General features: G+C 75.1%; 18 protein-coding genes. 10 read left to right on the top strand and 8 right to left on the bottom strand.

Going from position 1 to position 23,101, the window contains the following annotated elements; translation table 11 throughout:
• Window positions 1–82: 82 nt before the first annotated feature.
• On the bottom strand, window positions 83–646 hold the full coding sequence (locus tag ACFVVL_RS16940) for a universal stress protein (RefSeq protein ID WP_387675790.1): 564 nt from the start codon (window positions 644–646) through the stop codon (window positions 83–85).
• A gap of 131 nt (window positions 647–777) precedes the next feature.
• Window positions 778–1,464 carry a TetR/AcrR family transcriptional regulator gene (locus ACFVVL_RS16935; protein ID WP_387675787.1) on the bottom strand — a complete coding sequence of 229 codons (687 nt, stop codon included), beginning with the start codon at window positions 1,462–1,464 and terminating at the stop codon, window positions 778–780.
• A 70-nt stretch (window positions 1,465–1,534) separates the two neighbouring features.
• Between ACFVVL_RS16935 and ACFVVL_RS16930 the strand changes: the two genes are divergently transcribed.
• The 8 genes from ACFVVL_RS16930 (at window position 1,535) to ACFVVL_RS16895 (ending at window position 13,285) form a co-directional block, all read left to right on the top strand.
• Window positions 1,535–2,161 (top strand): DJ-1/PfpI family protein, encoded by a 627-nt coding sequence (locus ACFVVL_RS16930; RefSeq protein WP_387675784.1) that lies wholly within the window; start codon window positions 1,535–1,537, stop codon window positions 2,159–2,161.
• Between the two features lie 188 nt (window positions 2,162–2,349).
• Complete coding sequence (locus ACFVVL_RS16925) at window positions 2,350–3,444, top strand: substrate-binding domain-containing protein (protein WP_387675781.1); 1,095 nt, start codon at window positions 2,350–2,352, stop codon at window positions 3,442–3,444.
• A gap of 484 nt (window positions 3,445–3,928) precedes the next feature.
• Window positions 3,929–5,452: a carboxyl transferase domain-containing protein gene (locus tag ACFVVL_RS16920; RefSeq protein WP_387675778.1), complete on the top strand. Its 1,524-nt coding sequence runs from the start codon at window positions 3,929–3,931 to the stop codon at window positions 5,450–5,452.
• 332 nt (window positions 5,453–5,784) lie between these two features.
• The gene (locus ACFVVL_RS16915) at window positions 5,785–8,406 is read left to right on the top strand and encodes a DUF6923 family protein (RefSeq protein ID WP_387675776.1); all 2,622 of its coding nucleotides are present in this window, start codon (window positions 5,785–5,787) and stop codon (window positions 8,404–8,406) included.
• A 625-nt stretch (window positions 8,407–9,031) separates the two neighbouring features.
• Window positions 9,032–9,421, top strand: coding sequence for a transglycosylase SLT domain-containing protein (locus ACFVVL_RS16910; protein ID WP_380287795.1), 390 nt, complete (start codon window positions 9,032–9,034; stop codon window positions 9,419–9,421).
• 227 nt (window positions 9,422–9,648) lie between these two features.
• Window positions 9,649–10,869 (top strand): ROK family protein, encoded by a 1,221-nt coding sequence (locus ACFVVL_RS16905; RefSeq protein WP_387675773.1) that lies wholly within the window; start codon window positions 9,649–9,651, stop codon window positions 10,867–10,869.
• A 96-nt stretch (window positions 10,870–10,965) separates the two neighbouring features.
• On the top strand, window positions 10,966–11,991 hold the full coding sequence (locus tag ACFVVL_RS16900) for a hydroxyacid dehydrogenase (RefSeq protein WP_387675770.1): 1,026 nt from the start codon (window positions 10,966–10,968) through the stop codon (window positions 11,989–11,991).
• Between the two features lies 1 nt (window position 11,992).
• Complete coding sequence (locus tag ACFVVL_RS16895) at window positions 11,993–13,285, top strand: sulfatase (protein ID WP_387675767.1); 1,293 nt, start codon at window positions 11,993–11,995, stop codon at window positions 13,283–13,285.
• Window positions 13,286–13,292: 7 nt separating this feature from the next.
• Here the strand turns inward: ACFVVL_RS16895 and ACFVVL_RS16890 are convergent, their stop codons facing one another.
• Entirely contained in the window at window positions 13,293–13,748 is a 456-nt protein-coding gene (locus ACFVVL_RS16890) for an HD domain-containing protein (RefSeq protein WP_380287787.1), read from the bottom strand.
• Window positions 13,749–13,881: 133 nt separating this feature from the next.
• Between ACFVVL_RS16890 and ACFVVL_RS16885 the strand changes: the two genes are divergently transcribed.
• Entirely contained in the window at window positions 13,882–14,802 is a 921-nt protein-coding gene (locus ACFVVL_RS16885; RefSeq protein ID WP_387675764.1) for an AEC family transporter, read from the top strand.
• 83 nt (window positions 14,803–14,885) lie between these two features.
• On the opposite strand, the gene ACFVVL_RS16880 is transcribed toward ACFVVL_RS16885, so the two are convergent.
• Window positions 14,886–16,625 (bottom strand): glycoside hydrolase family 3 protein, encoded by a 1,740-nt coding sequence (locus ACFVVL_RS16880; protein WP_387675761.1) that lies wholly within the window; start codon window positions 16,623–16,625, stop codon window positions 14,886–14,888.
• A 94-nt stretch (window positions 16,626–16,719) separates the two neighbouring features.
• Entirely contained in the window at window positions 16,720–18,009 is a 1,290-nt protein-coding gene (locus ACFVVL_RS16875) for an MFS transporter (protein ID WP_387675758.1), read from the bottom strand.
• A gap of 98 nt (window positions 18,010–18,107) precedes the next feature.
• Here ACFVVL_RS16875 and ACFVVL_RS16870 point away from each other — a divergent pair, with 98 nt between their 5' ends.
• Window positions 18,108–18,761 carry a TetR/AcrR family transcriptional regulator gene (locus tag ACFVVL_RS16870; protein WP_387675755.1) on the top strand — a complete coding sequence of 218 codons (654 nt, stop codon included), beginning with the start codon at window positions 18,108–18,110 and terminating at the stop codon, window positions 18,759–18,761.
• 184 nt (window positions 18,762–18,945) lie between these two features.
• Here the strand turns inward: ACFVVL_RS16870 and ACFVVL_RS16865 are convergent, their stop codons facing one another.
• The 3 genes from ACFVVL_RS16865 to ACFVVL_RS16855 are packed head-to-tail and all read right to left on the bottom strand — an operon-like array spanning window position 18,946 to window position 23,101.
• The gene (locus ACFVVL_RS16865) at window positions 18,946–19,194 is read right to left on the bottom strand and encodes a hypothetical protein (RefSeq protein ID WP_387675752.1); all 249 of its coding nucleotides are present in this window, start codon (window positions 19,192–19,194) and stop codon (window positions 18,946–18,948) included.
• A 59-nt stretch (window positions 19,195–19,253) separates the two neighbouring features.
• Entirely contained in the window at window positions 19,254–21,275 is a 2,022-nt protein-coding gene (locus tag ACFVVL_RS16860; RefSeq protein WP_380287777.1) for a PQQ-binding-like beta-propeller repeat protein, read from the bottom strand.
• Window positions 21,272–23,101: a dipeptide ABC transporter ATP-binding protein gene (locus tag ACFVVL_RS16855; protein WP_387675749.1), complete on the bottom strand. Its 1,830-nt coding sequence runs from the start codon at window positions 23,099–23,101 to the stop codon at window positions 21,272–21,274. The genes ACFVVL_RS16860 and ACFVVL_RS16855 overlap by 4 nt, the downstream gene beginning before the upstream one ends.

Genomic DNA, 23,101 nt, shown 5'->3' with positions numbered 1-23,101 from the left:
CGCCTGACGAGAGATCATCTCCCTCGCGACAGGAAGAACACTACCAGCTCAGAACGGGTGCCCGAACCGGACCGGGGCGCGGTCAGGCGGTGACCGTCAGGCGGGTGCGGGGGTGGCGCCGCAGGGCTTCCAGTTCGCGTTGGAGCGGCGGCTTGGGGACGGCGAGGACCGGGCAGCCGGCGTGCCGGGTGCAGTAGGCGGTGACGGAGGGACGCAGGGCGCGGGCGAGGGCGCCGCGGCTGCCGGCGCCGAGGACGAGGAGGTCGTCCGGCCGGTCGGCGCAGCGGACCAGGGCCTGGCCGGTCTCGCCGCGGACGGCGATGCTGCGCAGCCGCACGCCCGCCCAGGCGCCGCCGAAGGCGCGGTCCAGGGCGTCGCGCAGCCGGGCGGCGGCCGCGTCTCGGCAGGCGGAGAGGAGCGGCGGGCAGGGCGCGCGGCGGTAGCCGAACTCACCGCCGGCCGGGGTCCAGCAGTGCACGGCGAGGACCTCGGCGTCCAGCCGCCGGGCCTCGGCGACGGCGCGGTGCAGGGCGGCGAGGCTGCCGAGCGAACCGCTGACGCCGACGACGACGCGGCCGCGGCCGTCGTCCTCGGGCTCGCGGGGTGTGCCGGGGAGGTCTGTCCGCTCGGTCGGCTCGTCCGCCATGGTGCTGTCCGTCCTCAGGGGTGGTGGCCGGTGTCGTCGGGTCCAGCCAAGCCGGGGAGGACGGGGACGGGCGGTTCGTTGACGGAGCCCTGACGCGGGCGGGGCCGGTCCGTACGGGTTCCTGACGCGCCCTACGCCGTGCCGGGCCCGTCGGCCTCCCAGAGGTCGGCGAACATCCGGTCGAGGTGCTCCTCGCCGATCGGCGGGACGGGCAGCGGGTGGGCGGCCCGGGCGCGGAAGCCGTCGAGCAGCAGGGCGAGGTGGCGGCGCCACAGGTCGGGGCGCAGGTCGGCGGCGGCGGGCAGGGCGCGGCAGAGCGGGCCGAGCATGAACAGCAGGTCCATGGTGACCACGTCGGCGCGCATGCTGCCCTGCTCCTGCGCGCGGGCGACGAGCGCGCCGACCGTCACGGCGTTGCGCCGGCTGATCTCGATCATCCCGGGGACGGTCGGGATGGCCTGGGTGACCAGGTCGTTGATGCCCCGGTCGGCGGCGACCACTTCGAAGATCCGCGCGAAGTAGCGCTCGATCGCGCTCCAGGCGTCCTCGGCGGCCAGCGCCTCGGCGCCGGCCTCGTCCAGCAGGTGGGCGGCGTCCGCGAAGACCTCGCCGATCAGTGCCTCGCGGGTCGGGAAGTGCCGGTAGAGGGTGGCGTTGCCGACGCCCGCCTCCTTGGCGATCTGGTCGAGCGGCACGTCCAGCCCGTGGTCCGCGAACAGGGTGCGGGCGGTGGCGAGCAGCAGATCGCGGTTGCGCTGCGCGTCGCGCCGCAACCGCCCCGGGGGGTTCGGTCCGCCGCCCGTTCTGCTCGTCGCCATGCCCCGACCCTAGCAACCCGGGCGTTTATTCCCGGACGGAAGCACCGGGACCCTGCTTGAATCCGGAGCCATGGACACCAGCACCCAGGCCGACGGGCCGCCCGGCCGGCTCCGCCACATCGCGATCCTGTTGTTCCCCCGCGTCGAGGAGTTGGACGCCATCGGCCCGTGGGAGGTGCTCGCCTACTGGACGCGGAACTTCCCCGAGGACGGCTGGCGGGTGTCGTGCGTCTCCCGGGACGGCGGGCCGGTGGAGTGCGCCAAGGGACTCACCGTGCAGGCGCACCACTCGTGGGCGTCGATGCCCGCCCCGGACGTGGTGGTGCACCCGGGCGGGCAGGGCACCCGGCCACTGCTCGCCGACGAGGAGCACCTGGCGCGGGTGCGGGAGCTGGCCGCGTCGGTGCCGCTGATGACCAGCGTCTGCACCGGCGCGCTGGTGTACGCGAAGGCGGGTCTGCTGCGCGGGCGGCCGGTCACCACGCACCGGGCCTCGCTCGACCTGCTGGCCGAGCTGGAGCCGACCGCCGAGGTGCGGCGCGAGGACCGGTTCGTCGACGACGGGGACGTGATCACCTCGGCGGGGATCTCGGCGGGGATGGACATGTCCCTGCACCTGGTGGCCCGGCTCGCCTCGGTGGAGCGGGCCCGGCAGGTCCGGCACGGGATCCAGTACGACCCGCGGCCGCCGGTGTAGCCGGGCGCGGGCGGGGCAGTGGCCGCGGGGCCACCGGTGGAAGAACAGCCGGTGGCGCGAGGGTCCGGTCGGCGGGGTGACCTGCGGGGGCCGCGTACGCCGGATTCCCGGGCACTTCCGGGGGCGGGAGCGGTGGACCGAGGATGCCCGTGGTGCGACCGTCCGCCCTCACCCGCAAGGGAGTTCGCATGCTGATCCGCCTCACCGCCCGGGCCGTCCCGGCCCTCGCCGCCGCCTGCGCGCTGGCCCTGACCGCCACCGCCACCGCCGGGGCCGACCCGGTCACGCTGCCGGCCGCGACCGACGTCGTCGGTGTGGGAGCCGGCGTGACCGAGACCCTGTTCACCCAGTTCTCCACCGACTACAACGCCGCCCTGGCCGCCGCCGGCGACACCACCTCACCCCGCCTCCACAGCTGGGACACCGGCGGAACCGCGCAGATCACCCCCAAGGCGGGTGCGAGCCCGATCGCCCGCCCGGACCGCACCGGCGCGGCCCTGGCGGCGCTGAACACCACCACCAGCGGCACCGTCGACTTCGTCCGCACCAGCCGTGTCCCGAACACCACCGACCTCCCCGGCAACCTGTTCGTCGCCATGGCGTGGGACGCGGTCAGCTGGGCCGCGCCCGCCGGCGGCAACGCCCCGCAGAACCTGACCACGTCCGACCTCTCCAACATCTACAACTGCCGCGTCACCAAGTGGAAGCAGATCAACCCCGCGCTGCCCGACGCCACCATCGTCCCGGTTCTCGCCGGCCACCTCTCCGTCGACCGGTCGGGCGTCACCGGCACACCGATGGAGTCCTCGGACTTCTTCCTCAAGGCCATCAAGTACCCGCCCGCGGGCACGGACGGCCCGAGCGACCGCTCGTGCGTGCGCGTCGTCGCGCGGGGGGACCAGGGCTGGGACCCGATCCTGCACGACCCCAACGCGATCGTGCCCTACTCCGTCGGCCGCTTCGTCGGCCAGGTCTACGGCGGACACTCCGGCCCCGGCGACGACCCCGTCGTCCTCACCGTCCGCGACATCGACGGAATCGCCGCGGTGGACCCCGTCGCCCGTCAGATGGCCCTCGGGTTCTCGTCCTCGTCCTACGGACGGTGGCTCTTCAACGTGGTGCGCGAAGCCGACTGGACCAGGCTCCCCGCGACGAACACCCTGCGCAACGTCTTCGGCACCTACGGGTGGATCTGCAGGAGCCCCGTCGCCGCCGCCGCGATCAAGAGCTATGGCTTCCGGGTCCTGCCCGTCGGAGCCTGCGGCTCGACGCGCCACGCCTGACCCGCCCCGCCGCCGGCCCCGGGCGCGTGCCGCGTCCGGGGCCGGGGCCGGCGGGGAGTGCGGGAGGTCGGCCCGCGAGGCGGTGCGGGAGGCTCAGGCGCAGACGTCGCGCCCGTACTCCTCGCAGCTCGGCCGGAATTCGTCCGGCCGGTCGCGGCGGAGTTCCTCGTAGCGGCGCACGAAGACGTCCAGCGCCGCGTGGAGCGTGCAGCCGGACGCGTCCGTGATCGCCTTGACGGCGCGGACGATCCGGCGGTCGAGGATGTCGCGGTCGAGAACCTCGCGGTCCAGGCTCTCGGGCAGGTCGTCCAGGCGCCGACCGTACCCGCGGGCCCCGTTCCCGCGCCGCTCGATCTCGCCCGGGGCGCCGCGGCGAGGCTGTCGGTCTCCTCACACCCGGCGCCCAATCCCCCTGCCCGCTCCGCCCTCCGCCTAGGGTGATCTTCCTCGGCGCGGATCCGGATCGGGCGATGGGGTGGAACAGATGGGCGTTTCCCTGACGGCTCAGCAGTTGATCGGGCTGCTGGTCGACCCCGGCAGCTACCGGAGCCGGGACGAACCGGCGGCCGGCGACGCCGCTCCCGCCGACCCCGGCTACCGGGCGAGCCTCGCCCGGGCGCGGGAGCGCACCGGCGTGGACGAGGCGGTGCTCACCGGTGTCGGCCGGATCGGCGGGGAGCCGGTGGCCCTGGTCGCCTCCGAGTTCGGCTTCCTCGGCGGGTCCATCGGCGTGGCCACCGCCGAACGGATCACCCGCGCCGTGGAACGGGCCACCGCCGAACGCCTCCCCCTGATCTCCCTGCCGGTCTCCGGCGGGACCCGGATGCAGGAGGGGTCGGCCGCCTTCCTCTGCATGCTGCGGATCACCGCCGCCGTCCAGGCGCACCGGGCGGCGGGCCTGCCCTACCTCACCTATCTGCGCAACCCCACCATGGGCGGGGTGTTCGCGTCCTGGGGCACGCTCGGGCAGCTGGTCCTCGCCGAACCGGGGGCCCGGCTCGGCTTCCTCGGCCCGCGCGTGTACGAGGAACTGCGGGGCGTGGAGCTGCCGCCCGAGGTGCAGCGCGCCGAGACGCTGGCGGAGCGCGGGCTCGTCGACGCGGTGGTGGCACCGGAGGAACTGCGCGAGGTGCTGCGCCGCTCGCTGTCCGTCCTGACCCGCCGGTCGCTGCCCCCCGCCGGGCCCGCCGTCTCACCCGCCGCCGCGCCCGCCACCGCCGAACCGGCCGAGCGCCCCGACGCCTGGCAGGCCGTCCTCCGCACCCGCCGCCCCGACCGCCCGGGCACCCGCGAGCTGCTGCGCCGCACCGCCGAGGAGCTGGTGCTCCTCGACTCCCCCGGCGGCCGGGACGGCGCCCTGGTCCGCGCGCTCGCCGTGCTGGACGGGCAGCCCGCCGTGGTCGTCGGCCAGCAGCGCCGGACCGGCACCCAGGAGCGCCCCTTCACCGCCGCCGACCTGCGGGCCGTCCGCCGCACCGCCCGCCTCGCCGAACAGCTCGGCCTGCCCCTCGTCACGGTGGTCGACACGGCGGGCGCCGAGCTCTCCGTCCAGGCCGAGCTGGACGGCGTGGCCGTCGAGATCGCCTACTGCCTCACCACCCTGCTCGCGCTGCGCACCCCCGTCCTCGCGGTCCTCCTCGGCCAGGGCTCGGGCGGCGGCGCCCTGGCCCTCCTCCCCGCCGACCGCGTGCTCGCCGCCGCCAACGCCTGGCTCGCCCCGCTCCCCCCGGAGGGCGCCTCGGCCATCGTCCACCGCGACGGCGGCCACGCCCCCGACCTCGCCCGCAGCCAGGGCATCACCGCCCACGACCTCGCCGCCGTCGGCCTGGTCGACACCGTGGTCCCCGAACTCCCCGACGCCGCCGACGAACCCGCCGCCTTCTGCGCCCGCCTCGGCAGCGCCGTCGCCGCCGCCCTCACCACCCTCACCGCCACCCCCGAAGCCACCCGCCTCACCGCCCGCGCCACCCGCCACCGCCGCCTGGGGGACGTCCTGCCCCCGGCCTGACCGTCAGATGAACAGCTGGTCGGCCCCCACGTCGCCCCGCCGGGCCCACGCCCGGCGGGGCGACGTGCTGGGGGCGGGACCGGCGGTGGGCCGATGCCGGATCAACCACCCACATCAGACACATCGATAGTTTGTTCACACATACGACAAATTTCCATGATTCGGTGCTTAACTCCCCTCTCAGAATCAGGTCCCCACTGCCCTGATCCCGGTGCGTGCACGGAGGTCTGACGCCGTGCGCGCCGAAGCTTCCGACCTGGAGGGACGTCCGAAGTGAACTGGTCAAAGCGGATACCCGTATCCATACCGCCGCACGTGCCGGAGGGGATCGCGTGAGCGCCGTGACTCGCCGCCCGGGGCGGCCACGCCGCTCACTCATCGGGTTGCTGGTGATGGCCCTGCTGATCGGAGCAGGCTCCCTCACGATCCCGTTCCTCTCCGCGCCGCAGTCGCACGCGGCGGCGGGTGACCCGTTCAACCCGGCGGACCCCCAGGTCTTCATCGCGCAGGACATTCCCACCCGCCTCTACAAGGCAGTCACCGGCGCGTCCGGCAGTGTCACCTTCCAACCGGAGGGCACCGCCGCCGCGATGGGCTACAACGCCATCAGTTACAACCCGGCGGACAACTACCTGTACGGAATCGCCGCCGACAGCACGATCGTCCGCATCGGGCAGGGCGGCGTCGTCACCCGCTCGGGAACCGGCCTCGCGCAGGGCTGGCCGAACGTGGGCGCGTTCGCGCCGAACGGCAGCCTCTACGCCGCCTGGAGCGGGGGCGACACGGCCTGGCGGATCAATGTCACCACCGGCCAGATCATCGAGACGTTCAAGCTGCCCACGGTGGCGACCGTGTCCGACTTCACGTATGCGGGCGGATTCTTCTGGAGCGCCGCCCCCGACGGCACGATCATGCGGTTCGACCTCCTCGGTGCGACCAAGACGGTCACGGCCTCCCCCTCCCCCTCCCCCGTGAAGGCGAGTGCCTCGGGGTTCGGCGCCGCCTGGACGTTCGGCAACGGCAACATCGGCGTCTCCGACAACTCGTCCGGAACCGTGTACCAGGTCAAGATCACCAATCCGGCGGCGGCGAACCCCACGTTCACCCTCGTCTCCACGTCGCCCGGGCCGTCCAGCGGCAACAACGACGGTGCGGCCTCGGCCGGTCTGCCCACGGACTTCTCGCTCGTCAAGAGCGGACCGGACCTGGTGAAGCCGGGCACCGTCGTGACGTACACACTGAAGGTGAAGAACAACGGGCCCGGCAACGCCAGCGGCTACACCGTCTCCGACACCGTCCCCGCGCCGCTCACGAACGTGAAGACCGCGACGCCCGGCTGCACCGTGGCCGGCAACACGGTGACGTGTGTCGGCGGGCGGACCCTCGCGGGGGTCGAGAACACCATCACCATCACGGCGGACAGCCCCGCCACGATGACCGGCTGCGTCACCAACACCGGTTCGGTGCTGGCCAATGAGCAGGACCCGACGCCGGGCAACAACCAGTCCTCGGTGAAGACCTGCGCCGTGGCCCCGGCGCTGACGGTGAAGAAGTCGGCCGACCCGGGCACCGTGAGCAAGGTCGGCGACAGCGTGAAGTACTCCTTCGTGCTGACCAACACCGGCAACGTCGAGCTGTCGGACCCGGGTGTCACCGAAACGGCGTTCTCGGGCAGCACGCCGCCGGCCGTCGGCTGCCCGGCCGGTCCGCTGGCCCCGGGGGCGTCGCTGACCTGCACCGCCACCTACACCGTCGCCCAGACCGACCTGGACGCGGGCTCGATCAAGAACACCGCGACCGCGCACGGCACCGAGCCGGGGTCCACCACCCCGACCGTCTCCCCGCCGGACTCGGCGACGGTGACCGCGACGTCCGACCCCGGCCTGACGGTGGTCAAGTCCGCCACGACGAGCCGGCCGGACCAGCTCGTGCTCGGTGAGGAGATCGCGTACAGCTTCGTGGTCACCAACACCGGCAACGTCACCCTCAAGGACGTCAAGGTCGACGAGACCGCGTTCACCGGCACCGGCACCCCGCCGGCCGGACCGCCGCCGGTGTCCCCGCCGTCCGAGGTGGAGCTGCCGCAGGCGCCGAAGCCGGCGCTCGCGGTGGTCAAGTCCGCCGAGACCGAGAAGCCCGGCCGACTCGTCGCCGGGGAGAAGGTCACCTACACCTTCACCGTCACCAACACCGGCAACGTCACCGTCAAGGACGTCAAGGTCACCGAGGGCGAGTTCACCGGCACCGGCAAGCTCTCCCCCGTCATCTGCCCGAAGGAGACCACTGCGCTCGCGCCCGGCGCCACCGTCACCTGCACCGCGACCTACACGGTCACCCAGGCCGACGTCGACGCCGGAACGATCAGGAACACGGCCACGGCCACCGGCACCCCGCCCAAGGGCGAGCCCCCGGTCTCCCCGCCGTCCGGGGTCATCGTCCCGTCCGACGGGCGGGGCGCACTCGACCTCCGCAAGTCCGCCGAGGTCGTCGACGTCAACCGGAACGGGAGGACCGACACCGGCGACCGCATCGAGTGGAAGCTGACCGTGGCCAACCAGGGCACCGCCACCGTCACCGGCATCAAGGTCGACGACCCCACCGCCGGTGCGGTGACCTGCCCCGGGACCAGCCTGGCCCCGGGCGCGACGATGACGTGCACCACCCAGCCGCACACCGTCACGGCCGAGGACGCCCAGCGGGGCAAGGTCGTCAACACCGCCACCGCCACCGGCGCCGGGGCCGCCTCCGCCGAGGCCACCGCCACGGTGAAGGTCGAGCCCGGCAGCCCGGCGGCACCGGCGCCCGCGGTGCCCGCGGCGCCTAAGCCGTCCGGACCGACCGGCATCCTCGCCCGCACCGGCACCGCCGTCACGACGGTGGCGGGGATCGGAGGCGCCCTGCTGGTCGTCGGCGCACTCGTCCTCGCCCTGAGCAGGCACCGCCGCAACCACTGAACCGGCCAGGCCGGTGAGCCGGCGCGAGCGTAGAACCGGCTGACCGGCCCGCCCGAGCGGCGTGCCGCACCGATGCCCCGCCGGGTGCCGCGGAATCCATCCGCGGCCCTCGGCGGGGCATCGGCACGAGGGGCGCCGCCGCGCGACGTCGTGCGAGGTCGCCCGCAGTCGCGCGAAGTCCCCACCCCGGCACCCCCGTTGTGGTGCCGGTCTCAGATCCACCGCGACTCGGTGTGCAGCCGGCCATGGCGGTGGGTGACGTCCGGGGGCGGCGGGCGGTGAGTGCGCTCACAAGGATTCCCTCGGCACGACGGGCGGTAGTGCTCGGGCCGATACCGGGGCGGGGGTGGCGTAGCCGCAGGTCAGGGGCCTCGGCGGGGGGCCTTCGAATCGACGGCGCGCGAGATCGCTACGACCGGGCGTCGTAGCGGACGGGTCTTGGCAGCGGCCGAACCGGTCTGGCAACAATGGGTCTCGTCGCCGGCCGCACCCGGTACCTGTCCCACCGGGGTGCGGCTCTTCACCACGACTGTCCGGCGCACGCCCCGCGACCGTTACGGCCCCTGTCCGGCCACGGTCCGGGCGGGGCGAACGCCGGCCCAACCTGATTGAGGTCTTGTTCTTCATGCCCGCTTTCAAGCTTCGTATGCGTACCTCGGCCGCCGTTCTCGCCGGTGCCGCCGCCGTGACCGCCCTCGGTGCCGGCCTGGTGCCCGCCACCGCCTCGGCCGCGACGCCGCAGACGATCGCCGCACAGATCGTCCCGGCCAACCAGCTCAACTCGTTCAGCCAGATCATCGCCCACGAGTCCAGCTGGAACGTGACCGCGGTCAACCCGTCCTCGGGTGCGTACGGCCTGGCGCAGGCGCTGCCGGGTTCGAAGATGGCCTCGCACGGCGCCGACTGGAAGACCAACCCCACCACCCAGATCCGCTGGGCGCTGGACTACATGAACGAGCGCTACGGCAGCCCGAACAACGCCTGGGCGTTCTGGCAGACCCACCACTGGTACTAAGCCGACCAGGAGCAGTACCCGACTTCACCGGACCATCTGTCCCCCCTCACCCCGGGGTCGGACAGGGACCACCGGGGTGACCGACGGCCCGGCCGCGCGCAATCCGCGCGGCCGGGCCTTCGGGCGTTCCCGGGCCGGTCACGGCGGGGCCGCTCGGATATATTCGGGCCGAGACGAAGTCCCGCCCAGCGCTCGGGCTCCGCCCGGCCCCGCCCGAGGAGCATCCGGTGCCCCAGTCCCCCCGCACCCCGGCGACCGCCACCACGCAGACCGTGGCGCAGGTCAACCAGACCGTGCTGCTGGAGGTGCTGCGCCGGCACGGCTCGCTGTCCCGGCAGCGGCTGGCGGCCGAGAGCGGGCTGTCGACGGCGACCGTGCACCGGCTGGTCGAGGTGCTGCGGACGGCCGGCCTGGTGGTGGTCGAGGCCGAGCGGGCGCCGTCCAGCGGCGGCCGGCCGCCGCAGCTGATCCGGTACAACGCCGGGGCGCAGACCGTCCTGGCGGTGGCGATGCGCCCGCGCCGGATCGTCGGGGTGGTCACCGACCTGCACGGCGCCGTGCTGCACGAGGCCGAGCACCACTGGGCGGCGGGCCTCGGGCCGGAGCGCGGGCGCGAGCCGTCCGCCGAGGACCTCACCGGCCCGCTGCTCGCCCTGGTCGAGGGGCTGCGGACGTGGGCCGCCCGGCACGCGGGCGCGCCGCGCGCGCTGGTGGTCGGGGTGCCCGGGGTGGTCCGGGACCGGACCGGGCTGGTGGAGTTCGCCCCGGCGCTGGACTGGCCGGGGCTGCGGCTGCGCACCCTGCTCCAGGAGCGGCTGGGCGTCCCGGTGGCCGTGGAGAGCAACGTGGACCTGGTCGCCCTGGCCGTCCAGCACGGCGAGGCGGGCGCCGGGGTGGGCGACCTCGCCGCCGTGGTGGTCGGGATCGAGGTCGGCGCCGGGATCGTCCTGGGCGGCCGGCTGCACCGGGGCCGGCTGGGGTCGGCGGGGGCGCTGGGGTACCTGATGGGCGACCGCCGGGCGCTGGACCGCCCGCTCGGCCGCACCGGGGACACCCAGGCGCGGATCGGCGACCACGCCGTGGACCGGCGGATCGCCGAGGCCGGGCTCACCGTGTCGGGATCGTCCGCCGAGCGGGTGGCCGAGCTGTTCCGGCTGGCCCGCGAGGGCGTGCCGGCGGCGGTGCGGCTGGTGGACGAGTTCACCGACGACCTGGCCCTGCTGGTGGCCAATCTGACCAGCGTGCTGGGGCCCGAACTCGTCGCGCTGGGCGGGCGGTTGCTCTGGGAGAGCGGCGGCGAGATGCTGCCCGCGATCGAGTCCCGGCTGCAGGGCCGGGTGCCGGTGCTGCCGCGGCTGATGATGGTGCACTCGACCACCACCGAGCTGGTGGGCGCCGCCGCGGCGGCCGTCCGGCTCGTCGACGGGGCCACCTTCATCACCCGCTGAACCCACGGAACCCACGGAACCCACGGACCCGTCCGGGCCGGGCCGCCTCGGGGCCGCGCCCCGCCCCACTATTTCTCAGTGTGATAGAAACTCCTCGTGGCCACTCGACCCAAGGAGACCCGGATGTTCACGGCCGCCTTCGCCATGGACCCGGCCCGGTTCCCCGACGTCTACGGCCCCGAGGCGCGTGCCCGGGTGCTCGCACGCGCGGACCTCGTCGCGGACCCGGACGCCCCCGGCGGGGTCTGGTCCCCCGAGCGGCTCGCCGCGGCGCCGGACGCCCTGCGCGACGTCGAGGTGCTGTGCACCGGCTGGGGCGGGCCCGTGCTCGACGCGGCCGCACTGGAGCGGATGCCCCGGCTGGCCCTGGTGCTGTACGCGGCCGGATCGGTGCGCCGGATCGTCACCGAGGAGTTCTGGGCGGCCGGCATCCCGATCGTCACCGCCGCCCACGCCAACGCCGTACCGGTCGCCGAGTTCACCGTCGCGCAGATCGTCTACGCGCTCAAGGACGGCTGGCGGCACGTGCTCGCCGCCCGCGCCGCCCGCGCGCCCGTCCGGGTCGGCCGGGCCCCCGGCGCGTACGGCGCCACCGTCGGCGTGCTGTCGCTCGGCGCCATCGGGCGGCTGGTCTGCGAGCGGCTGCGCGGCTACGACCTGCGGGTGGTCGCCCACGACCCGTACGCCGCGCCGCCGCCCGGGGTGCGGGCGGTCGGCCTGGACGAACTCTTCGCCACCGCCGACGTGGTGAGCGTCCACACCCCGCTCGTCCCGGAGACCCGGGGGCTGGTCGGCCGGCGCCTGCTCACCTCGATGAAGCCCGGTGCCACGCTCGTCAACACCGCGCGCGGCGCCGTGCTCGACGAGCCGGCCCTGCTCGCCGTGCTCGCCGAACGGCCCGACCTGTTCGCCGTGCTGGACGTCACCGACCCCGAACCACCGCTGCCCGGCTCGCCGTTGTTCACCCTGCCGAACGTCGTGGTCACCCCGCACCTGGCCGGCAGCCAGGCCCTGGAGCGGCGGCGCCTCGGGGACCTCGTGACCGCCGAGTTCGAGCGGTGGGCCCTCGGCGGACCGCTCCACCGGGCCCTCGACCGCCACGGCTACGAACGGATGGCCTGACGTGGAGGACCGACGCCCCGACGTGCTGGTCGTCCTGACCGACCAGCAGACCGCCGACGCGATGAGCGCCGCCGGTAACCCGCACCTCGCCACCCCGCACATGGACGCGCTGGCCGCCGCCGGCACCCGCTACCGGCAGGCGTACTGCGCCCAGCCGCTCTGCGCACCCTCCCGGGCCAGCCTGCTCACCGGGCAGCTGCCCAGCGCGCTCGCCTTCACCGGCAACGAGGCCGCCGGCCCCGGCGGCGAAGCGCCGGAACCGCTGCTGGGCCGGGTGTTCGCCGAGGCCGGGTACGACTGCGCCTACGGCGGCAAGTGGCACCTCCCCGAACTCGACCTGCCCGCCGGCCGCGGCTTCCGCCGCATCCACCCGGCCGGTGACGACGCCGGACTCGCCCGCGCCGCGACCGGATTCCTGAGCCGGCCCCACCCCCGCCCGTTCCTGCTGGTGCTCTCCTTCCTGGAGCCGCACGGCATCTGCGAATGGGCGCGCGGCCAGCAGCCGAAGAGCGGCCCGCTGCCCGCCCCGCCGCCCGTCGCGCAGTGCCCGCCGCTGCCCGCCAACTTCCCGCCCGCGCCCTACGAGGCCCGGCTCCCCCGGCTCGCCCAGCGCGCCTGGGCGCACACCCACCCCACCGCCGAGTGGCGCGAGGACGACTGGCGGCGCTACCGGCAGGCCTACTACGCGCTGGTGGAACGGGTGGACGCGCACCTCGGCACCGTGCTGGACGCGCTGCGCGCGCACGAGCGCGCCACCGGCCGGGAGACCGTCGTGGTGTTCACCGCCGACCACGGCGACGGCGCCGGCGCGCACGGCTGGAACCAGAAGTGGGCGCTGTTCGAGGAGTCGGTGCGGGTGCCGTTCCTGGTCAGCGGCCCCGGCAGCACGCCGGGCGAGGTCAGCGACCGGCTGGTGTCGACCGGGCCCGACCTGCTGCCCACCCTCGGCGACCTCGCCGGGATCCCCCTGCCGCCGGGCCTGCCCGGGCGCAGCGTGCGCGCGCCGGAGCCCCGGGAGAGCGTGGTGGTGGAGACCCGCTGGGAGCTGCCCGGGTTCAACAACGCCCTCGGCCGGATGATCCGGGACGGGCGGCACAAGTACGTCTGCTACGCCTGGGGCGACCACCGGGAGCAGCTGTTCGACCTCGCCGGGGATCCGGGTGAGATGGTCAACCTGGCGGTGGACGCCCGGCATGCGGCCCTGCTCGACCGCTTCCGCACGCTGCTGGCCGGGCACTGTGCCCGGACCGGTGATCCGTTCGCGCGCTTCCTGCCGCCCGCCGAAGGGGATTGACGGTCCGTCAGTCGGAGGCGGGATCCAGCCCGAGCAGATCGCGGGTGCGGCGGTACTTGGCGGCGAGGCGTTCGGCGGTGGCCGGGTCCAGGCTCGCCAGCCGGGCCGGGTCGGAGTTGTGCGCGAGGTCGGCCCGCTTGACGACGAGCGCACCGGGGGTGGCCAGGATCCGCGCCGTGTACTCCTCCAGCGGCTCGCCGGGCCGCTTGGTGAGCGCGTCCACGATGGCCTTGGTGGTGTCGCTGAGGGCGGCGGCGGCCAGCCACTCGCGGGTCAGCGCGTCGTCCTCGATGGCGTCATGCAGCCAGCCGGCCGCGATCTGCTCCTCGCTGCCGCCGCGGCGCGCCACGCCGTGGGCGACCGCCGCCAGGTGCTCGGTGTAGGGGCGGCCGTTCTTGTCGGTCTGCCCCGCGTGTGCGCGCCGGGCGATCGTCTCGACCTCGGCCAGGCTCAGGTGATCCACGCCGCCATGGTAGGCCCTGTGCTCCGGGTCGCGCCGTCCGGCCGGGGGCCTGCCCGCGGCGGCCGTTCGCACGCCTGGTTGACTTCCGGCGTTCCGTCCGAGCCCCCGCACCGACGAACGCGCCGAGGAAGCCATGACGAGCCTGCACCCGCTGCTGTCCGGTTTCGCCCCGATCTGGGCGCTGACCGGCGTCGGCTACCTGCTCGGCCGCGGCGGGCTGCTCGGCGAGCACGCGGAGCAGGTCCTGAACCGGTTCGTCTTCCACGCCGCAATGCCCGCCGCGCTGTTCCTGCTGATCGGCCGCACCCCGCTGGACCGGTTCGCCAACGCCTCGATGGTCGCGTTCACCGCGAGCACGGTGGTGGCGGGCGGGCTCGGGCTGCTCGCCGCGCACCGGCTGTTCGGGCGCGGGGTGCCGGAGCGCACGCTCGGCGGCATGGCGGCCGGGTACGTCAACTCGGCCAACCTGGGCATCCCGGTGGCCACCCAGGTGCTCGGGGACGCCTCGTTCGTCGGCCCGGTGGTGCTGTTCCAGATCCTGGTGGTCACCCCGGCGGTGCTGACCGTGCTGGATTCCGGGCGGGCCGGCCTGCGGGCCGCGCTCACGCTGCCGCTGCGCAACCCGATCCTGCTGGCGGTGGGGCTCGGCGCCGTGGTGTCGGCGACCGGGTGGCACCCGCCCGCCGAGCTGCACCGGTCCTGCGAACTGCTCGGTGGCGCGGCCGTGCCGACCGCCCTGGTCGCCCTCGGTCTCTCGCTCTGCCACCCGCCCGCCGTCACCGGCGCCTCCCGCTGCCTGGAGGTCGGGACGGCGGTCGCGCTGAAGACCGTCGTCCAGCCGCTGGCGGCCTGGGCGGTCGGCGCGCTGGTGCTCGGCCTGCCGCCGCACCAGCTGCTGACCGTGGTGCTGTTCTCGGCGCTGCCGACCGCGCAGAACGTGTTCACCTACGCGCGCGAGTACGACCACGGGGCCGCCTTCGCCCGGCACACCGTCCTGGCCTCCACGCTGGTGTCGATGGCCACGCTGTCCCTGGTCGGCCGGGCCCTCGGCTGAGCGCGACCGGCCCGCCACCGGAGCGGCGGCGGGCCGGAGCGGCGGCGGGCCGGTGCGCGGGGCGGGCCGGTGCGCGGGGTGGATCAGCCCTCGTAGCGCAGACCGTGCCCGAAGCGGAACAGCGGGTCGGCGGTGTCGAACGGCACGTCCGGGCGGCTCGCCTCGACGGCCGCCATCGACGACGGCAGGTCGAACGGCAGCGAGCCCTGCGGCCGCTCCTCGCCGAACAGCACCTTCACGAAGGCGCGCTCCTCCGCCCCGAAGTTGACCGTCAGCGCGGCGGCGTGGCCCGCGATCCCGGTCAGGATCGCCGGGCGGTCCAGGTACACGTCGACCACGGTCGGCACGGTGGCGCAGATCCGCCGCACGCGCTCGATCTCCTCCTCGGGGAAGTCCAGCGAGCCCGCGTGGAAGAAGGACTCCAGCGCGCCCTCCTCGCCGCGCGGCTCGAACGGCGCCGCCAGGCGCAGCACCGCCACGTCCGCCTCCTCCGGCGTGGCGACGAGCGTCGCGCGCCCGCCCAGCACCTCGGCCGACACGCCCTCCGCGTAGACCTTCGGGCCGCCCGGGGCGAGCGGCAGCCGGGCCGGCCCCTCGGCGGCGTTGGCCAGCAGGACGGTCGCGGCCGCCTGGGCCGCCAGGCCCTCGGCGCGCGCCCCGGCCGCGCCCACCAGCGCTTCGGCGGCGGCCTCGTCCACGTACGGCCGGTCGAACAGGCCGAGCCGGAACTTCTCGCGCAGCAGCCGGCGGGCCGAGTCGTCGATGCGCTGCTCGGCGACCTTCCCGGCCTTGACCAGGTCCACCAGCGCCTGCGGGCGGATCTCGCCGCCGAACTGGTCGACCCCGGCCTCCAGCGACTTGAGCATGCGCTCCTCGTACGTCAGCTCTTCCACGCCCCAGAACTTGTCGTTGAGGATCGCCCAGTCGGTGCAGACGATGCCGTCGTAGCCGAGCCGCTCGCGCAGCAGCCCGGTGATGACGCCCTTGTTGAAGCCGAAGCCGACCTCCTCGTACTCGGTGCCGACCGGCATGCCGTAGTAGGGCATCATCTGGGCGACACCGGCCTCGATGACGGCCTTGAACGGCTCCAGGTGGTAGTCGAACCTGCCGCCCGGGTAGACCTGCTCCCGGCCGTACGGGAAGTGCGGGTCCTCGCCGTTCAACTGCGGGCCGCCGCCCGGGAAGTGCTTGGCCATCGCCGAGACCGACTCCGCCCCGAGCTCCTCGCCCTGCAGCCCGCGCACATAGGCGACGGCCAGCTTCGAGGTGAGGTCGGCGTCCTCGCCGAAGGTGGTGCTGATGCGCGCCCAGCGCGGCTCGGTGGCGAGGTCGATCTGCGGGTGGAGCGCGACCCGGATGCCGACGGCCAGGTACTCGCGGCGCACCGTGTCCGCCCAGCGGCGCACCAGCTCGGGCGAGCCGACGGCGGCGAAGCCGAGCGGTTCCGGCCACTGCGAGAACGGACCGGCCAGCAGGGCGGTGGCGGGGTTGTCGGTGAAGGAGTGGCGCGGGTCGCTGGAGATGGTCACCGGGATGCCCAGCGGCCGGTCGAGGACGGCGCGCTGGAGGTTGTTGTGCCAGGCGGCGAGGGAGCGCGCGTCGGTCGCCCAGAGGATGTTGAAGTGGTTGATGCGCCGCTCCAGCAGGGCCGCCATGGACGGCATGCCGAAGTGGCCGGGGTCGTCCATGGCACCGATGGTCCCCAGCGGGTGGAACATCAGGCCGGCCTTGTCCTCCAGCGGCAGGCGGCTCAGCAGGTCCTCGACGCGCTGGTCGACGGACAGGGTCGGGTCCTGGTAGGGGAAACGGGCGTCGGTGCTCATGAGGGGGCCTTTCTGGGTGGTGCGGGGGGGGTAACGCGGGGGGTCTTGGGGCGGGTGCGGGGGGGTAACGCGGGGGGTCCTGGAGCGGGTGCGGTCAGGCCGCGCTTCTGATCCTGGTCACGAGAAGCGCTCCGACCAGGCAGAACACGGCGGCGAGGCCGAACCAGAGGGAGTAGCCGGCTCCGCCGAGCAGGGCGTTGCCGACCGGGATGACGACCACGCCGGCCAGGAACGGCGAGAGCGAACTCGGAAGGGCGTTGGCGATGTTGAGCACGCCGAGGTCCTTGGCCGTGTCGTCCTGGCTGGGCAGCAGGCTGATGGCGAGCGCGTTGTCGACGGCGAAGAACAGGCCGGCACCGATGCCGAGGACCGCTTCGAGGACCAGCAGGGTCCCCAGGCCGGCGTCGCCCAGGTACGGGGTGACGGTCACCACGGCGAGGACCGCCGCCATCAGCAGCCCGCCGCCCATCACGAAGGGCTTGCGGCGGCCGACCCGGTCGGACAGCACCCCGCCGACGATGCTGGCGACGACCAGGGTGGCCACGCTCAGGCCGTTGGCCAGGGCGTTGTAGCGCAGCTGCTCGTCGGTGTCGTCCATGCCGAACTCGGCGGCCAGGAACAGGGTCAGATAGCCGGCCAGGGCGCCGTAGCCGAGCATGATGAGGAACTTGCTCAGCCAGGCCCAGCCGAAGTCCGGGTGCTTGCGCGGGTCGAAGACGAAGGAGAGCAGGAGGCTGCGCACGTTCAGCGGCTCGTCCGGCGGGGCCGTGCGGACCCGGTCGGGCAGCCGGGCGGCGAACCAGAAGCCGAGGACGACGGCGATGGCGGCCGGCACGACGAACCGCAGGACGTCGCCGGGCAGCACGGAGAGCAGGACCGAGCCGACCATGATGCCGATCGGGGTGACCGCGCCGACGATGCCGGAGACGCTGCCGCGCCTGGCCTCGGGCACGTGGTCGGCCACGGTCGCCCCGGCGGCGGCGAAGGCGACGTTGGCGGCGCCCTGGGCGGCACACCAGGCGATCAGCAGGAGCGGGATGCTCGGGGCCAGGGCGCAGGCCAGCAGGGCCACCGCCATGACCGCGACGCCGCCGACCAGGAACGGGCGGCGCATCCCGAAGCGGGAGGTGCAGCGGTCGGAGAGGCGGCCCGCGAGGGGCTGGCCGACCAGGGCGAACAGCGCGCCGGTCCCCGTCACCAGCCCGAGCTGGGCAGGGGCGTCGTCCAGGCCGACCAGGTCCTGGATCTTGACCGACAGTCCGCCCATCACGGGGGCGAGGACGGCCAGGTACATGCCGAACTGACCGAGGGCCAGTCTTCGGACGAAGCCGGGGGGTGCCTGCGGAGCGGGGGCCTCCGCGGGCAGCGAGGGGGAGTCGAGCATGGGGGAGCTCCTAGGGGAACCTGCCACGACGGCGTGGCGTGGGCCCAATTGCTACACACGTGTAGCTTTCTGTCAAGCAACCCTGCTACCGTTCCCCCATGACCACCTCAGGAGCCGGGGCGGCAGCGGTGTCCGGCGGTTACGCCAAGGGCCGCGCCCGCCGGGCCGCGATCATCCAGACCGCCGCCGAGCACTTCGCCCAGCGCGGGTTCAGGGCCGTCACGATCCTCGACCTCGCCGCCGCGTGCGACATCTCCCGGGCCGGTCTGCTGCGCTACTTCCCCGACAAGGACGCGCTGCTCCAGGCCGTGCTGGAGGACCGTGACCGCCTCGACCGGGAGCGCTTCCGGCCGTACACCCGGCTCGGCGGCGGCCTCGGCGTGCTGCGCGGGATGGTGGACCTCGCCGGGCACAACGAGCTGGTTCCCGGGCTCATCGAACTGTTCGTCCGGCTCTCCGGCGAGGCCTCCGACCCGGAGCACCCCGCCCACGCCTACTTCGCCGACCGCTACGAGCGCATCCGGCGCGGCACCGCCCAGGCCCTGCGCGCGGCCCGCGAGGCCGGCCACCTGCGCGGCGACGTGGATCCGGAGGAGGCCGCCGTGCGGCTCACCGCACTGATGGACGGGCTCCAGGCGCAGTGGCTCTTCGACCGGTCCGTGGACATGGCCCGCCATGTGCGGGCGGCGGTGCTCGCGCTGCTCGACGAGCCCGGCGCGGCCGCCTTCGACGCGCTCGCGCCGGCCGGCTGACGGCCGGCCGGGCGCAGCGGCCCGGGCAGGTGCCCGGCCCCACCACGCCCGCAGCCCCTCCGCCGCCCGTTCCTCGGCGAGCCGCCGCTTCAGCGCGGCGCGCCTGTCCGCCGCGCGGTGGCGGTCACCCGCGCCGCTCCCCCGGCCGCCGGTGCGGAGGGCACCGCCCGGGCACCCGCTTCCGTCAGGCCGCCTCCCCCGGCACGGGTTCCGGCCCGGCACCGGGGGAGGCGGCGGACACCTCGGCCGCCCCCTCCCGGCGGGCACGGGCGAGGTCCGCACGGCTGCGGATCGGCTCGGCGGTCGCCGTGATGATCCCGCACGCGCCGACACCGATCGCGGTCACCGCACCGGCGAGCGCACCGACGGTCGCCGCCGTGCCCGGGTTCAGCTCGCCCCCCGCCGCCCGGCGGTTCCGGGGGCGCGGTGGCACACCCGCCCCCCATGGCGGGCACCGCGGGCCGGCCCGGTGCGTCCGCGCGGGCCCCCGTCCTACCGTTCCCGGACGGCGATCAGCTCGCGGCCGCGCAGGGTGTACAGCACGCCGTCCTCGTCGGCCGCGACCCGGGCGCCGCTGTACCACTCGGCGTCCACCTGCACGAGCACGGTGGCGGCCAGGGTCACCGGGTCCAGCCGGAACAGCGTCTTCTCACTGATCCCGTAGACCCGGCCGCGGGCCACCAGCAGCCTCGGGTTGGCCGCGGTGACCGCCCGCAGGTCGGCCCTGGCGTCGATCACCGGCGGGCGGCCCGGCCGGGCGGTGCGCAGGTCGGCGGCGAAGGCCTGCCCGTTGACCGTGATCCCGAACAGCCGGCGCCCGTGCACCACCAGGCTGCTGATGCCCGAGCCGAAGTCGGTGGCCGTACGCCACAGTTCGCGCCCGGCCACCGGGTCCCAGGCCGCCAGGTCGCCGCGCGGGCCGGTGGTCCTGGCGTTGTCGCCGCCGAGGAAGGCCTGGCCGTGCCCGGCCGCCACCGCGCGCACCAGCTGCTCCGGGCCGAGCGGGTCCACGTGCACGGTGGGCCGCCCGCTGCCGGGCCGGTAGGTGACGAACGAGCCGCCGCCGGTGGTGTCGGCCTGCACGCCGAGCAGCAGCAGCCCGTGCTCGGCGTCCCAGCGCACCGTCTGCGGCCGGTTCTGCTCCTGCGGCAGCGCCGCCTCCTGGACCGGCGCCTCGTCGGCCCACGGCCGGTAGCGCCAGATCCCCTGCGAGGAGTAGACGCCCAGGTAGAGGGTGCCGTCGTCGAGGACCACCGTGTCCTTCGCCTCGCCGGGCACCGGGAGCTTGCGCACCGTCCCGGCATCGAGGTCGTGCAGCGCGACCGAACCGTTGCCGCCGACGTACACCCGGCCGTACCGGGCCGCCAGCGACATGCCGAGCTGCGCCTCGGCGGGCGCGCCGGCGGCCACCAGGTCGGTGGTGGTGACGGCGGCCGTGGCGGTGGAGAGGGTCCAGGCGGTGCCCCCCTCGGTGACGCCGGCCAGGGTGTCGCCGATCCGGCCGAGGCCCCAGGAGTTGCCGTCCGGGACCGGCACCGCGAAGGCCTCCGGGCCGTCCGTGCCGAGCCGGTGGCGCCAGACCGTGCCGTGCTCGGTGGAGGTGAACCAGACGGTGTCGCCGAGGCGCTGGAAGTTGGTGACGCTCTTGGTGCCGGGCACCGCGAAGGAGCGCAGCACGGTGTGGGTGGCCGGGTCCAGCAGCGCGACGTGCGCGGGCTTGCCCTCGGTGGAGACGGCGAGCAGGTCGTCGCCGAGGGCGGTGATCTGACGCACGATGGTGTCGGCGGCGAGCTCCGGCGGGGTGATGTCGGTGACCCGCCCGGTGGCCCGCTCGACCGCGAACAGCGAGGCGAGCGTGGCCCCGCCGCCGCCCGCGAGATTGCTGCCGACACCCAGGTAGGCGTGGGTGGCGGTGGCCTCGACGGCCCGGCCCTGGGTGGCGCCGGGGGCCGGTGAGGCGACCTCGGTGAGCACGCCGCTCGCCGGGTCGTAGGCGTACAGGCCGGGGCCGGCCGCCCGGCCCTTCTGCCGGCCGGTGGCGAAGACCACGCCGTCGGGGGCGACCGCGACGTCCCGCACGTCGGCGCCGGGCACGGCGGCGAGGCCGCGCACGCTGCCGTCGGCCGGGTCGAAGCGGTAGAGGTTGACGGCCTTCGGCGCGTCCGTCACCCCGAGGTACAGCAGGCCGCCGTGGGCGGCCGAGCCCTGCACGAAGTTGCCGGTCGGCAGGGTCGCGGTGCCGGTGACCCGTCCGGTCGGCACGTGGTAGCCGACCACCCTGGCCGGGGCCAGGTTGCGCGAGCCGATCCACAGCGTCTCGCCGATCAGGGTCGCGCTCATCAGCGGGAAGTCGGCGTTGCCGGGGCCGAGTCCGGTCACCTCGGGGGTGCCGGAGGGGCGGTTCGGCGCGGCCGCGGCGGGCGTCGCACCGGCCGCGCCGAGCGCGGTCAGGGCGGTCACGGAGCCCGCGCCGAGCAGGAGTTGGCGGCGGGACGGGCGGGCGGTCGGCGTCATGGCGCTCCTCGGAGGTGGGTCGGGGTTCCGTGCTGCCCGGCGGCGGCCAGCAGCTCACGGGTGTACGGGTGCTCGGGCGCGGTGAACAGCCGCTCGGCGGGGCCCTGTTCGACCACCCGGCCGTGCCGCATCACCAGCACCTCGTCGCAGAGGTGACGGACCAGCGCGAGGTCGTGCGAGATGAACACCAGGCCGATGCCGGTGCGGCGGCGCAGGTCGAGCAGCAGGTTGAGGATCTGCGCCTGCACCGAGACGTCCAGCGCGGAGGTGGGCTCGTCGGCCACCAGCACCTGCGGGCCGACGGCGATCGCCCGGGCGATCGCCACCCGCTGGCGCTGCCCGCCGGACAGCCGGTGCGGCAGCGAGTCCAGCAACGCGCCCGGCAGGCCGACGAGTTCGACCAGCTCGTCGATCCGGCCGAGCGGCAGCCCGTGGGCGAGCAGCGGTTCGGCGAGGGCGTCGCGGACGGTCATCCGCGGACTCAGCGAGGCGTACGGGTCCTGGAAGACGAACTGCACCCGGCGGCGCAGCGCGCGTTCCTCGGCCGGGGTGGCCGCGTCCCAGGAACGGCCGTCGACCCGGACGCTGCCGGACTGCGGGCGCAGCAGCCCGAGCAGGGCGCGGGCCAGCGTGGACTTCCCGGATCCGGATTCGCCGATCACGCCGACGGCCCGGCCGGGCGCGGCGGCGAGGCCGACGCCGTCGAGCGCGGGCGCGCCGCGGCGGCCGTAGCGGACGGTGAGGTCCTCGGCGACCAGGACCGGCTCGACGGCGCCGGCCGGTGCGGCGGTCTCCTCCGGGTCGACGGGCTCCCCGGCCGCCCCCGGCGGCTTCTCCCCCGGCGCCACCGGCCGGTGGCAGGCGAAGCCGTGCTCCCCCGCCGTCACCCACCCGGGCGTCTCCTGCCCGCACCGCTCCACCGCGGCGGCGCAGCGCGGCGCGAACGCGCAGCCCGGCAGTTGCTCCCCGGCGGCCGGCGGGCGGCCGCCGATCACGGCGAGCGGCACGCCGCGCGGACCGTCCAGCCGGGGCACCGAGGCCAGCAGCCCGGCGGTGTACCGGTGCCTGGGGGCCGCCGACAGCCGTTCGACCGGGGCGCGTTCGGCGATCCGTCCGGCGTACATGACCTGGACGGTGTCGCAGCTGCGGGCGACCACGCCGAGGTCGTGGGTGATCAGCAGGACGGCGGTGCCGGTCTCGTCGCGGAGCCGGACGAGCAGGTCGAGGATGCCGGCCTGGGTGGTGGGGTCGAGGGCGGTGGTGGGTTCGTCGGCGATCAGCAGGTCGGGGCGGTTGGCCATCGCCATGGCGATCAGCACCCGCTGGCGCATGCCGCCGGAGAACTCGTGCGGGCGGTCGCGGTAGCGGCGGCCCGACTCGGGGATGCCGACCAGGTCGAGGAGTTCGAGCGCGCGGGCCCGGGCGTCGGCCCGGCTCGCGCCGTGCACCAGGGCGGCCTCGGCGAGCTGGCGGCCGATCGGCATCCGGGGGTTGAGGTAGGCGAGCGGGTCCTGGAAGACCATGCCGATCCGCCGGCCCCGCACCGCGCGCACGGCGTCCTCGGGGAGGGTGAGCAGGTCGGTGCCGTCCAGGCGGACGGTGCCGCCGGTGGTGCGGCAGCCGGGCGGGAGCATCCGGTTGGCGGCGAGCGCGGTGAGCGTCTTGCCGGAGCCGGACTCGCCGACCAGGCCGAGGATCTCGCCGGGGCGCAGGGCGAAGTCCACGCCGTGGACCACCTGGTGGGGCCCGGCGGCGACCTTCAGGCCGGTGATCTCCAGCAGCGGCGACGCCGTCGCCGGGGCCGCCGGGGTGTTCGTCGTCGTCAC

The sequence above is a fragment of the Kitasatospora sp. NPDC058115 genome (assembly GCF_042884635.1).
In the GTDB taxonomy this organism is placed as follows: domain Bacteria; phylum Actinomycetota; class Actinomycetes; order Streptomycetales; family Streptomycetaceae; genus Kitasatospora.
The sequence above is the reverse complement of the archived record's forward strand: the minus strand, read 5'-3'. Positions and strand labels throughout refer to the sequence as shown.